General features: G+C 72.7%; 12 protein-coding genes. 7 read left to right on the top strand and 5 right to left on the bottom strand.

Translation table 11 applies throughout. The features are described 5' to 3' along the window. Nucleotides 1-16: 16 nt before the first annotated feature. The 4 genes from BLS70_RS15340 to BLS70_RS15325 all read right to left on the bottom strand — a co-directional run bounded on the left by BLS70_RS15340 (nucleotide 17) and on the right by BLS70_RS15325 (nucleotide 4526). Nucleotides 17-1183 (bottom strand): L-talarate/galactarate dehydratase, encoded by a 1167-nt coding sequence (locus tag BLS70_RS15340; protein WP_091769751.1) that lies wholly within the window; start codon nucleotides 1181-1183, stop codon nucleotides 17-19. Nucleotides 1184-1205: 22 nt separating this feature from the next. Then, nucleotides 1206-2537, bottom strand: a complete 1332-nt coding sequence (locus BLS70_RS15335; protein ID WP_091769910.1) for an enolase C-terminal domain-like protein — start codon at nucleotides 2535-2537, stop codon at nucleotides 1206-1208. A gap of 26 nt (nucleotides 2538-2563) precedes the next feature. Next, a complete protein-coding gene (kdgD, locus tag BLS70_RS15330) occupies nucleotides 2564-3469 on the bottom strand; it encodes a 5-dehydro-4-deoxyglucarate dehydratase (RefSeq protein ID WP_176946444.1) in 906 nt (301 codons plus the stop codon). Nucleotides 3470-3632: 163 nt separating this feature from the next. Next, nucleotides 3633-4526 carry a LysR family transcriptional regulator gene (locus BLS70_RS15325; protein WP_091769747.1) on the bottom strand — a complete coding sequence of 298 codons (894 nt, stop codon included), beginning with the start codon at nucleotides 4524-4526 and terminating at the stop codon, nucleotides 3633-3635. A 77-nt stretch (nucleotides 4527-4603) separates the two neighbouring features. On the opposite strand from BLS70_RS15325, the gene BLS70_RS15320 reads away from it, so the two are divergent. From BLS70_RS15320 to BLS70_RS15295, 6 genes are all read left to right on the top strand, one after another. Continuing rightward, complete coding sequence (locus tag BLS70_RS15320) at nucleotides 4604-5659, top strand: tripartite tricarboxylate transporter substrate binding protein (RefSeq protein ID WP_255362498.1); 1056 nt, start codon at nucleotides 4604-4606, stop codon at nucleotides 5657-5659. Nucleotides 5660-5661: 2 nt separating this feature from the next. Further along, nucleotides 5662-6285, top strand: a complete 624-nt coding sequence (locus BLS70_RS15315; RefSeq protein WP_091769745.1) for a tripartite tricarboxylate transporter TctB family protein — start codon at nucleotides 5662-5664, stop codon at nucleotides 6283-6285. Between the two features lie 10 nt (nucleotides 6286-6295). Beyond that, nucleotides 6296-7831, top strand: coding sequence for a tripartite tricarboxylate transporter permease (locus tag BLS70_RS15310; RefSeq protein WP_091769743.1), 1536 nt, complete (start codon nucleotides 6296-6298; stop codon nucleotides 7829-7831). Beyond that, complete coding sequence (locus tag BLS70_RS15305; protein WP_091769741.1) at nucleotides 7828-8217, top strand: universal stress protein; 390 nt, start codon at nucleotides 7828-7830, stop codon at nucleotides 8215-8217. Before BLS70_RS15310 ends, BLS70_RS15305 begins: the two co-directional genes overlap by 4 nt. Nucleotides 8218-8312: 95 nt before the next feature. After that, nucleotides 8313-9086, top strand: coding sequence for a sulfite exporter TauE/SafE family protein (locus BLS70_RS15300; RefSeq protein ID WP_091769738.1), 774 nt, complete (start codon nucleotides 8313-8315; stop codon nucleotides 9084-9086). Next, nucleotides 9083-9850, top strand: coding sequence for a sulfite exporter TauE/SafE family protein (locus BLS70_RS15295; protein ID WP_091769737.1), 768 nt, complete (start codon nucleotides 9083-9085; stop codon nucleotides 9848-9850). The genes BLS70_RS15300 and BLS70_RS15295 overlap by 4 nt, the downstream gene beginning before the upstream one ends. Before the next feature lie 60 nt (nucleotides 9851-9910). Here the strand turns inward: BLS70_RS15295 and BLS70_RS15290 are convergent, their stop codons facing one another. Beyond that, nucleotides 9911-10534, bottom strand: coding sequence for a hypothetical protein (locus BLS70_RS15290; RefSeq protein ID WP_091769735.1), 624 nt, complete (start codon nucleotides 10532-10534; stop codon nucleotides 9911-9913). Nucleotides 10535-10651: 117 nt separating this feature from the next. Here BLS70_RS15290 and BLS70_RS15285 point away from each other — a divergent pair, with 117 nt between their 5' ends. Beyond that, complete coding sequence (locus BLS70_RS15285) at nucleotides 10652-11131, top strand: GNAT family N-acetyltransferase (protein WP_091769733.1); 480 nt, start codon at nucleotides 10652-10654, stop codon at nucleotides 11129-11131. Nucleotides 11132-11133: the final 2 nt, after the last annotated feature.

Raw genomic sequence — 11133 nt, 5'->3', positions numbered from 1 at the left:
TCCGGGTTGTGCACGGTCAGCGGGTCGCGTCGACGTGGACGCGGTCGACCGTCCAGGCGCGCGCCTGGTCGGTCAAGGTGACGCCGAGGCCGGGCCGGTCGGACAGGTGCATCCGCCCGTCGCGGGTCTCCAGCCGCTCGTTGAACAGCGGGTGCAGCCAGTCGAAGTGCTCGACCCACGGCTCGATCGGGTACGCCGCGGCGAGGTGGACGTGGATCTCCATGGCGAAGTGCGGCGCCAGCCCGAGGTTGCGGTGCTCGGCGAGGGTCGCCAGCTTCAGGAACTGGGTGATGCCGCCGACCCGCGGGGCGTCGGGCTGCAGGATGTCGACGGCGCCCTGGCGGATGAGCTCGTAGTGCTCGGCGACGCTGGTCAGCATCTCACCCGTGGCGATCGCGGTGTCGAGCGAGCGGGCGAGCTGGGCGTGCCCCTCGGCGTCGTAGGCGTCGAGCGGCTCCTCGATCCAGACCAGGTCGAACTCCTCGAGCCGGCGGCTGACCCGCATGGCCGTGGACCGGTCCCACTGCTGGTTGGCGTCCACCATCAGCGGCACGCCGTCGCCGAGGTGCTCGCGGACGGCCCGCACGCGGCGCAGGTCCTCGGCCGAGTCGGGCAGACCGACCTTGATCTTGATGCCGCCGACGCCGCTCTCGAGCGTCCGGGTGGCGTTGTCCTTCACCTGCTCGATCGACTCGTGCAGGAAGCCGCCGGAGGTGTTGTAGCAGCGCACCGAGTTCCGGTGGGCGCCGAGCAGCTTGGCCAGGGGCAGACCGGCCCGCTTGGCCTTGAGGTCCCACAGGGCGACGTCGATGGCCGCGATCGCCTGGGTCGAGGCGCCGCTGCGGCCGACCGACGCGCCTGCCCAGACCAGCTTGGTCCAGAGGCGACCGATGTCGTTCGGGTCCTCCCCGATCAGGTCGGGGGCGACCTCCCGGGCGTGCGCGAACTGGGCAGGCCCGCCGGCGCGCTTGGAGTAGCTGAAGCCGACACCCTCGAAGCCGGCCTCGGTCCGGATCTCGGCGAAGAGGAAGGCGACCTCGGTCATCGGCCGCTGCCGGCCGGTGAAGACCTTGGCGTCGCTGATCGGGTTGGGCAACGGCAGCGTGACCGACGACAGCGTCACGGACTCGATGCGGTCGAGCACCGCCGGTGCCGTCGCGGGCGCCGAGGCGAGGGTGGTCATGCGTCCTCCAGGAGGGGTTCGGTCAGCGGACCAGGCAGGGGCGCTTGGGGTCGAACTGCCACCCCGGCACCAGGTACTGCATCGCGACGGCGTCATCACGGGCGCCGAGACCGTGCTCGAGGTAGAGCTGGTGCGCCTTCTCGAGCGCGTCCCGGTCGAGCTCCACGCCGAGACCGGGTGCCGTCGGCACCGCGATGGCGCCGTCCCGGATCCGTAGCGGCGAGCGGGTCAGCGGCTGCCCGTCCTGCCAGATCCAGTGCGTGTCGAGCGCGGTGATCTCGCCCGGGGCGGCAGCGCCGACCTGGGTGAACATCGCCAGCGAGATGTCGAAGTGGTTGTTGCTGTGCGAGCCCCAGGTCAGCCCGAAGTCCGAGCACAGCTGCGCGACCCGGACCGAGCCGCGCAACGTCCAGAAGTGCGGGTCCGCGAGCGGGATGTCCACGGCGTCGGTGCGCACCGCGTGGGCCATCTGCCGCCAGTCGGTGGCGATCATGTTGGTGGCCGTGGGCAGGCCGGTGGCGCGCTTGAACTCGGCCATGACCTCGCGGCCGGAGAAGCCGCCCTCGGCGCCGCACGGGTCCTCGGCGTAGGCCAGCACGCCGTGCAGGTCGCGGCAGAGCCGTACGGCGTCGGTCAGCAGCCAGCCTCCGTTGGGGTCGAGCGTGATCCGGGCGTCGGGGAAGCGCGCGGCCAGGGCGCGGACCGCGGCCACCTCCTCCTCGCCGGGCAGGACGCCGCCCTTGAGCTTGAAGTCGGTGAAGCCGTAGCGCGCCTGGGCGGCCTCGGCGAGGGCCACGACCGCCTCGGGCGTCATCGCCTCCTCCCGGCGCAGCCGCTCCCAGTCGTCGGCGGGGTCGGCCTCGGCGAGGTAGGGCAGGTCGGTCGCCGTCCGGTCCCCGACGTAGAAGAGGTAGCCGAGCATCGGCACGCTGTCGCGCTGCTGCCCCTCCCCCAGCAGCTCCGCGACCGGCACGCCGAGGTGCTGGCCGAGGAGGTCGAGCAGCGCGGACTCCAGAGCGGTGACCGCATGGATCGTCGTCCGCAGGTCGAAGGTCTGCTGACCGCGCCCGCCGGCGTCACGATCGGCGAAGGTCGCGGCGACCGACCGCAGCAGCCGGCCGTAGTGCGCGACCGGCTGCCCGGTGAGCAGCGCTCCGGCGTCCTCGATCGTGCGCCGGATGGCCTCGCCGCCGGGCACCTCACCGAGCCCGGTCCGCCCGTCGGAGTCGGTCACGATCGCGATGTTCCGGGTGAAGAAGGGCCCGTGCGCGCCGCTGAGGTTCAGCAGCATGCTGTCGTGCCCCGCGACGGGGACCACCTCGACGGTCGCGACGGTGGGGGTCCGGACGGTCATGCGGTCCTCCTGGATCGGCACCGGTGTCAGGAGACCTTGGAGATCAGCGTCGTGAGCTCGGCGAGCTCCTCCTCGGTCAGGTCGGTGAGGGGCGGCCGCACCCGGCCGCCGTCCTTGCCGACCGCGGTCAGTCCGGCCTTGACGATGGACACCGCGTACCCGCGCTGGCGGTCGCGGATGTCGATGTAGGGGATCACGAAGTCGTTGAGCATCGAGTAGACAGCCACCCGGTCCTGTGCCCGCACGGCTGCGTAGAAGCGCAGCGCGAACTCGGGCAGGAAGTTGTACAGCGCCGAGGAGTAGGTGCTGACCCCGAGCTGCAGCAGCGGGAGCGCGAACGTCTCCGCCGTCGGCAGGCCGCCGACGTAGATCAGCCGGTCGCCGACCCTGGCGTAGGTACGGGTCATCTGCTCGATGTCGCCGATGCCGTCCTTGAGCCCGATCAGGGTGGGGTTGCGGTCCGCGACCTCGGCGACCGTCACGTCGGTGAGGACGGCGTTGGCGCGGCTGTAGACGATGACCCCGAGGTCCGAGGCGCGGCACACGGCGCCGATGTGCTCGACGAGGCCGGCCTGGCTGGCCTCGGTCAGGTACGGGGGGAAGAGCAGCAGGCCGGAGGCGCCGGCCTCCTGGGCGGCCTTGGCCTGGGCGACCGCCTGAGCGGTGCTCCCGGTGGCCGGGGCCAGCACCGGGACGCGGTCACCGGCCTCCTCCACCGCGATGCGCAGCACCCGGTCGATCTCCTCGGAGGTGAGGGAGAACCCCTCCCCCGTCCCACCGGCGGCGAACAGGCCGGCCACGTCGAAGCTCGACTGCCAGGCGAGGTGCTCGCGGTAGCGGGCCTCGTCGACGCGGAGGTCGCCGTCGAAGTGCGTGACGGGGAAGGACAGCAGGCCGGACTTCAGACGGTCGGCGAGGGCGTCGGGGGGCATCAGCGTCACGGAGATCAGTCCTCGGGTGCGACGGGTCCGCGCGGCGCCCGACGGAGCTGTCGGCGGCACGAGCGGTGGTCGGCGTCACCGTAGGAACGCGGGACGATGCCTGTCCAAGAGTTGTTGCGCATCGCTCGATGCCGGTTCGGCATCGCTCACCGGCTCAGAAGCTGCCCGTGCTGCGCTCCAGCAGGTCCAGCACGCGGCCGAGCGCGGGGTTGCGCGACTCCCGCACCCAGAGCAGGTGCAGCTCGACCGGCTCCGGGACGGGGGTCTCCAGCCGGATGAACTCGACGCCCTCGATCGGCAGCCGGGCCGCGGACCCGGGCACGAAGGCGATCCCCCGCCCGGCCGCCACCAGCCACAGCATGGTGAGGACCTGGCTCACGGTGTGGACGGCATTCTGGGACGCGGCGGGCACCATGCTCACGACCAGGTCGTAGAAGTACCGCGCCTGCGTCGGTGAGTGCATGACGACCGGCTCCGCCGCCAGGTCGTCGGCGACCGCGTCCCGCCCCAGCCCCGCGAGCCGGTGCCCCGCGGGGACGGCCACCAGCAACGCCTCCCGGTGCAGCAGGCGGGAACCGAAGGTCTCGGCGTCGAAGGGCGGACGCGCGAGCCCGAGGTCGATCTCCTCGTTCACGAGGGCGGCCACCTGCTCGCGGGTCACCATCTCGTGCAAATCCAGGCCGATGTCGGGCAGCGCCCGCTCCACCTCGTCGAGCAGCCGGCCGAGGGTCCCGTAGGTCGAGGCAGCCGTGAATCCGATGCGCACCACTCCGTGCGAGCCCGACGACACCCGGCGGGCCAGTTCGGGCGCGGTGTCGGCCAGGGACAGGAGCCGGCGCGCCTCGCCGAGGAACACCTCGCCGGCGGCGGTCAGGGTCACCCGGCGGTTGTCCCGCTCCAGCAGCTGCGCACCCACGGCCCGTTCCAGCTTCTGGATCTGGCGACTCAACGGCGGCTGCGTCATCTTCAACCGGGTGGCGGCGCGGCCGAAGTGCAGCTCCTCGGCGACGGCGAGGAAACCGCGGAGTTGCTCCAACGTGAACGCCATGCAGGCAAGGTATCAATCAATGCCGCATTGATCTTGGACACGCATGGACTGCCGTCCATACGCTCCGCTGGTCCGGAGTGACGCCACTCACAGACGCCCACCCGCTGACCGAGGAGATCGACATGAACACCACCTACCGAGCGCGCCGCTGGGCGACGACCGGTGCCGGGCTCGCGCTGGCCCTCTCGCTCGCCGCCTGCGGCGGCAACGTGGGCGGCGGGTCGGACGCCGAGGGCGAGGACTTCCCGGGCGGCGACCCGATCACCATCCTCGTGGGGCAGGACCCGGGTGGCAGCACCGACCTCATCGCCCGCGCGGCCGCCGAAGGCCTGTCCGACGACCTCGGCGTCCCGGTGACCGTGGAGAACAAGCCGGGCGCGAACGGCGCCCTGGCCGCCCAGGAGCTTGCCGGCGAGGACCCCGACGGCCACACCCTGATGGTCTACAACGGCAGCCTGGCCTACATCACCCCGCTCGCCGTGGGTGAGGGCGAGGCGCCCGACATCGCCGACTACGACATCGTCACCGGCCTGTCCCTCGACGACTACGTGCTGGTCACCGCGCCCGACTCGGGGTTCGCGACGGTCGAGGACCTCGCCGCCGCGGGTCGCCCGGTCACCTTCGGCACGACCGGCGTCGGCACCGGCAGCCAGCTCTCGCAGGAGCTGCTCTTCGCCCAGGCCGACATCGACGCCACCGCCGTCCCCTTCGACGGCGGCTCGCCCACCCTGACCGCCGTGCTGGGCGGGCAGGTCGACGTCGGATCCATCCAGCTCGGCGAGGCCATCGAGCAGATCGAGGCCGGCGAGCTCACCGCGATCGTCACGTTCGCCGAGGAGCGGCCGAGCTACCTGTCGGACGTCCCGACCGCCGTCGAGGCCGGATACGACGTGCCGGTCCAGCAGGCGCGCGCCGTCTTCGCGCCCAAGGGCCTGCCCGAGGACGTCATGACGGCCCTCCGCGACGGGTTCCAGGCCGCCTTCGAGGAGGAGGCCTACCAGCAGTTCAACGAGGACAACCAGCTCACCGCCTGGGAGGTCGACGGCGACGAGGTGCGCGAGACGTGGACGAGCAACCTCGACGAGTACCGCTCCGTCGTCGAGGAGTTCGGCATCGAGCTCGGCGGCGAGTAGCCATGACCTCTGCGCACGACGGGGCGCACGCCCCGACGGGCCCCGGCGGCAGCACCGCCGCCGGGGCCTCCCCCCTGGGGGCCGACGACGCCGCCCGGTCCACCACCGCGGTGGAGTCCCCCTCGACGCTGCACGACCTCGAGGAGGCCGTGCACCGGCTCGAGGCCGAGGCCGAGCACCGGCCGCCCGCAGCCGGGCCGACCACCAACCTGGTGGTCGCGACGTTGGTGGTGGCGCTGGGCGCGGCGGCCCTCGTCGGCTCCCTGTCGCTGGGCGTCGGTTCGGCGCGCACTCCCGGCTCGGGCACCTGGCCACTGATCCTGAGCCTGCTGATCGTGGTGCTGGGTCTCGGGCTGGCTGTCACCGCGCGCAGCACGACCGACGCGGAGCGCTTCTCCCGGTCGTCCCTGCTCGTCCTCGCCGGCCTGGCGACCATGGTCGTCTTCGTCGCGCTCATCGGGACCATCGGCTTCGAGATCCCCGCGGCGCTGCTGGCCTTCGTCTGGCTGCGCTTCCTCGGCGGCGAGGGCTGGCGCCTGTCGGTGGTCATGAGCCTCGGCCTGGTGGTCGCGTTCTACCTCATCTTCGTGGCGGCCCTCTCGGTCCCCATCCCGCACCTGTTCTGAGGACAGCGCCATGGACACCCTCGCCGTGGACATCGCCCCGGTGCTCGACGGCTTCACCGTCGTGCTGGAACCCACCAACCTGCTCTACTGCCTGATCGGCGTCACCGTCGGCATGCTCGTCGGCGTCCTGCCCGGTCTCGGGCCCGCGGCGACCATCGCGATCCTGCTGCCGATCACCATCGGCATCGAGCCCGTGACGGCGATCATCATGCTGTCCGGCATCTTCTACGGAGCGCAGTACGGCGGCACGATCACGTCAGTCCTGCTCAAGCTGCCCGGCGAGGCGTCATCGGTCGTCACGGTCTTCGACGGTCACGCACTCTCACGGCAGGGCAGGGCGGGCACCGCCCTGGGGATCGCGGCCATCGGCTCCTTCGTCGGCGGCACCGTCTCGATCGTGGCGCTGTCCTTCCTGGCGCCGGTGGTCGCCAGCTTCGCCCTCGACTTCGGCCCGCCCGAGTACACCGCCCTGGCACTGCTGGGCATCCTGCTGGTGTCCACGATCAGCAGCGGCAGCCGGCTCAAAGCGCTCGTCGCGGCCTCCATCGGCCTGCTGCTGGCGACGGTCGGCCGGGACGCCTTCACCGGTGGTGAGCGGTTCACCTTCGGCAACCTCAACCTCGCGGACGGCCTGGACTTCGTGCCGATCGCCATGGGCCTCTTCGGCCTGGGCGAGATCCTCTACAACCTCGAGGAGCGGCACACCGCCGCCCAGGCGCCGATGAAGGTGGCGAACGTCTGGCCTTCCCGTCGGGACCTGCGCCAGTCCTCCGGCGCGATCGGGCGGGGCTCGGTCCTCGGCTTCGTCCTCGGCATCCTGCCCGGCGGTGGGGCGACCCTCGCCTCCCTGGCCGCCTACGCGGTGGAGAAGCGGCGATCGAAGACGCCGGAGCGGTTCGGCAACGGCGCGGTCGAGGGTGTGGCCGGTCCCGAGACGGCGAACAACGCGGCCGCGACGTCGTCGTTCATCCCGCTGCTCACGCTCGGCATCCCCGCGAACGCCACGATGGCCGTCATCTTCGGCGCCCTGCTGGTCATCGGTGTCTCCCCCGGCCCGCAGCTGGTGACCGAGGAGCCGGAACTCTTCTGGGGCGTCATCAACTCCATGTACATCGGCAACATCCTGCTGCTGATCATGAGCATCCCGCTGGTCGGCCTCTTCGTGAAGATCCTCCGGGTGCGGCCGGCGATCCTGGCCCCCATCACCGTCCTGATCACGCTGATCGGCGTCTACACCGTCAACAACAGCGTCTTCGACATCGTGCTGGTGATCGTCTTCGGTGTGCTCGGCTACCTGATGAAGAAGCTCGGCTTCGACCCCGGGCCGCTCCTCCTCGCCTTCGTCCTCGGCGTCCTGCTCGAGGAGTCGCTGCGCCGGTCGTTGCTGATCTTCGACGGGAACGCCGCCGAGTTCTTCACCCGGCCGATCTCCGGCACCCTGCTCGTCGTCTTCCTGCTCGTCGCCCTCCTCCCGCTCATCGGCAAGGCCTTCGCCCGCCGGCGCTCCGCCGAACAGCAGAACGACACGACCAAGGAGCTGGTATGACCGTCCTCGTCGGCTATGTCCCGACCCCCGAGGGCGACGCCGCCTTCTCGGCCGCCCTGCAGGAGGCCCGGCGGCGGAGCGAATCGCTCGTCGTCCTCAACTCCCCGCAGGGCGGCGCGCCGGTCAGCGTCGACGTCGCTCCCGATCCCGCCGTCCGCCGGATGAACGAGCGCGCCGAGGCCGACGGGGTCACGCTCGAGCTCAGGCAGGCGGCGCACTCGGGCGACGCCGCGGACGAGGTGCTGCGGGTGGCGCAGGAGGTCGACGCCTCCGTGATCGTCATCGGGCTGCGCAAGCGCTCCGCCGTGGGGAAGCTGCTCATGGGCAGCGTCGCGCAGCGGATCCTGCTCGACGCCGACCGGCCCGTGCTCGCCGTGAAGCCGTGACGCCGCGCCCCGACCCAGGACGAGCGTGACCGGATAGACACCGCCGCTCCGGGCCGGCGCGCCGGCGGCGTGCCAGGCTCGGCGGCGATGTCCGCATGACCGGCTGGGAGATGCTCGCGGTGGCCGCTGCCGGGTTCGCAGCCGGCGGCATCAACGCCGTGGTGGGCTCGGGCACCCTGGTGAGCTTCCCCGTCCTGCTGGCGGTCGGGCTGCCGCCGGTCTCGGCGACGATCAGCAACTCCCTCGGGCTGGTCGCCGGCAACCTGAGCGGCTCGATCGGGTACCGCCGGGAGCTGCGCGGGCAACGGCGGCTCCTGCTGCGGCTGCTGCCCGCCTCGGTGCTGGGCGCACTCACCGGCGCCTTCCTCCTGCTGCACCTGCCCGCCGCCACGTTCGAGGCGGTCGTGCCCGTGCTGATCGCGCTCGCCGTCCTGCTGGTGGCGCTGCAGCCGGTGGTGCAGCGGAGGCTGGCTGCCGGCACCGACGCCCCCGACGCCCCGGTCCGGGGCGGACGTCTGGCGGCCCTCTTCGCCGGCGCCTACGCGACCGGCACGTACGGCGGCTACTTCGCCGCCAGCCAGGGAGTTCTGCAGATCGGCATCTTCGGCTTCGTGCTGAGGGAGTCGCTGCAACGGCTCAACGCACTGAAGAACGTCCTCACCCTCGCGGTCAACACCGTCGCGGCCGGGGCCTACGTCGTCGTCGCCACCGACCGCATCGACTGGTGGGCGGCGGGGCTGCTCGCCGCCGGATCCCTCGTCGGCGGCGCGGTGAGCTCCCGGTACGGTCGCCGCCTGCCGTCCTGGGCCCTGCGGACGGCGATCGTCGTCCTCGGGATCGTGGCCATCGTGGTGCTGGTGAACCGGTGAACGCCGGGGAGTTCGCCCTCCTCGTGCTGGCCGGCGTCGGCGCCGGGCTCACCGGCAGCATCGCCGGGCTGGCCTCGCTGATCAGCTACCCGGCCCTCCTCGCCGTCGGCCTCCCACCGGTGACGGCCAACGTCACCAACACCGCCGCGCTGGTCCTGACCGGCGTCGGTTCGGTGAGCGCATCGCGGCCGGAGCTGAGGGGTCAGGGCCGCCGACTCCTGCCGCTGGCCGGCGCCGCCGTCCTCGGTGGCACCGCGGGCGCAGCACTCCTGCTGAGCACCCCCACGGAGGCGTTCGAGCGGATCGTGCCCTTCCTCATCGGCGGGGCGTCGCTGGCCATCCTGGTGCAGCGGCCCCCGCGCGAGCTCGCCGCCGCGGTCGCCGAGGACCCCCGCCCGCGCCGCGACCAGTGGTGGTTGCCGGTGGCGGTCTTCGCCATCTCGATCTACGGCGGCTACTTCGGGGCGGCTGCCGGCGTCCTCATGCTGGCGACCTTCCTGCTCACGACCGGGGAGGGACTCCCCCGCAGCAACGCCATGCGCAACGTCATCCTCGGGGTCGCCAACACCGTCGCGGCAGCCGGCTTCGTGCTGTTCGCCTCGATCGCCTGGTCGGCGGCGCTGCCGCTGGCGCTCGGGTTGCTCCTGGGGTCGCTGCTCGGGCCCCGGATCGTGCGGAGGGCACCCCAGGTCGCCCTCCGGCGGGTCATCGCCGTCGCGGGGCTGGGGCTGGCCGTGCACCTGGGCGTGCAGGCCTACTTCTGAGTGGGTGCGCCCGGCGGGGCTCCAGGGTGGAGGGAGCCCCGCCGGGGCGCGGTCGAGCGGTCAGCCGCGGCCGACGTAGGCGGCGAGCACCAGGACGACCACGCTGCCCAGCAGGAGCAGCCGCGCCGGGGTGAGGCCGTTGACCAGACCGGCGGTCGCCTCCACCCACTGCGGGCGGACGACGGCGTCGCGGGCCTGCTGCCGCACGATGCGCACCTCGTCGGCCAGCAGGGTCACGGCGGTGCCCAGCAGGCCGAGCCCGAGGACCATGAACACCACCGACAGCCGCTCGTCGTAGCTCTCCGCCGTGCCGCCCAGGACGGCGGCGACGATCCCGCCGACCACCAGCCCGAGCAGACCCCCGGCGACGGGCGCCCACGGGCCCATGACGGTCAGCGGACCGCGCCGCGGCATGCGCGGGGCAGGGCGCACGCTGACCGGCGCGGTGGGCTGCGCACCCGGGGCCAGCTCCTGGTCGGGGGCCGATCCCGCGGCCGGCTGGGCCGGCGCCTCGGGCACCGGCGCAGGGGGCGGGGTCACGGCCGGGGACACCTTCGTCGCCGGGCCGGACGTCCCGGCCGCCTTCGCCTTGGTCTTGGACGCGGCGACCGCGCCACCGGGACGGACCACCGGGATCTCGGCGGTGCCGGGACCGGTGGACGTGCTTCCGTTGCGTTCACTCATGACTGATCACCTCGCGGGCCACGCTAGGCGCATCCGTCCCACGCGCCGGGGAGGCCACCCCGGTGGCCCGGTGACGCAGCGTGATGCCGCGCCGGAGCGGTCGGGCAGGATGGGACCGTGATCAGCATCCGGACCGCACTCATCGGCGACGGGCCGGACCTGGTCCGGCTCGACCGCGCGACGTGGTCCCCGGAGAACGCCGTCGTGCCGCTGTGGCCGGAGGACACCGACTTCTTCGAGCGACGCAGCCCGGACGACGTCCTGGTGGCCGAACGGGACGGTCGCACCGTCGGGTACACCGCACTCGCCTCCCCCACGCCCCTGGAGTGCAACCGGCACGTGCTGCACATCCAGGGGCTGGCGGTCGACCCGTCCGCGCGCCGGCAGGGCGTGGGCCGCAGGCTGGTCGAGGCCGCCGCGGAGGAGGCCGCCCGGCGGGGTGCCCGCAAGCTCGGTCTCCGGGTCCTCGGCGGCAACGCGAGCGCGCGGGCCCTCTACGCCTCGGCCGGCTTCGTCGTCGAGGGCGTGCTGCGGGACGAGTTCCGGCTCGACGGCCGCTTCGTCGACGACGTCCTGATGGCCCGCCCGCTCCCCTGACC

Origin of the sequence: Blastococcus aurantiacus, from assembly GCF_900102425.1 — a bacterium.
Classification (GTDB): Bacteria; Actinomycetota; Actinomycetes; order Mycobacteriales; family Geodermatophilaceae; genus Blastococcus; species Blastococcus aurantiacus.
The sequence above is the reverse complement of the archived record's forward strand: the minus strand, read 5'-3'. Positions and strand labels throughout refer to the sequence as shown.

Coding starts and splice junctions, on each gene's coding strand:
- kdgD (WP_176946444.1), bottom strand. CDS start 3,469: ATGCCCCCCGACGCCCTCGCCGACCGTCTGAAGTCCGGCCTGCTGTCC.
- BLS70_RS15310 (WP_091769743.1), top strand. CDS start 6,296: ATGGACACCCTCGCCGTGGACATCGCCCCGGTGCTCGACGGCTTCACC.
- BLS70_RS15300 (WP_091769738.1), top strand. CDS start 8,313: ATGACCGGCTGGGAGATGCTCGCGGTGGCCGCTGCCGGGTTCGCAGCC.
- BLS70_RS15315 (WP_091769745.1), top strand. CDS start 5,662: ATGACCTCTGCGCACGACGGGGCGCACGCCCCGACGGGCCCCGGCGGC.
- BLS70_RS15290 (WP_091769735.1), bottom strand. CDS start 10,534: ATGAGTGAACGCAACGGAAGCACGTCCACCGGTCCCGGCACCGCCGAG.
- BLS70_RS15325 (WP_091769747.1), bottom strand. CDS start 4,526: ATGGCGTTCACGTTGGAGCAACTCCGCGGTTTCCTCGCCGTCGCCGAG.
- BLS70_RS15340 (WP_091769751.1), bottom strand. CDS start 1,183: ATGACCACCCTCGCCTCGGCGCCCGCGACGGCACCGGCGGTGCTCGAC.
- BLS70_RS15335 (WP_091769910.1), bottom strand. CDS start 2,537: ATGACCGTCCGGACCCCCACCGTCGCGACCGTCGAGGTGGTCCCCGTC.
- BLS70_RS15305 (WP_091769741.1), top strand. CDS start 7,828: ATGACCGTCCTCGTCGGCTATGTCCCGACCCCCGAGGGCGACGCCGCC.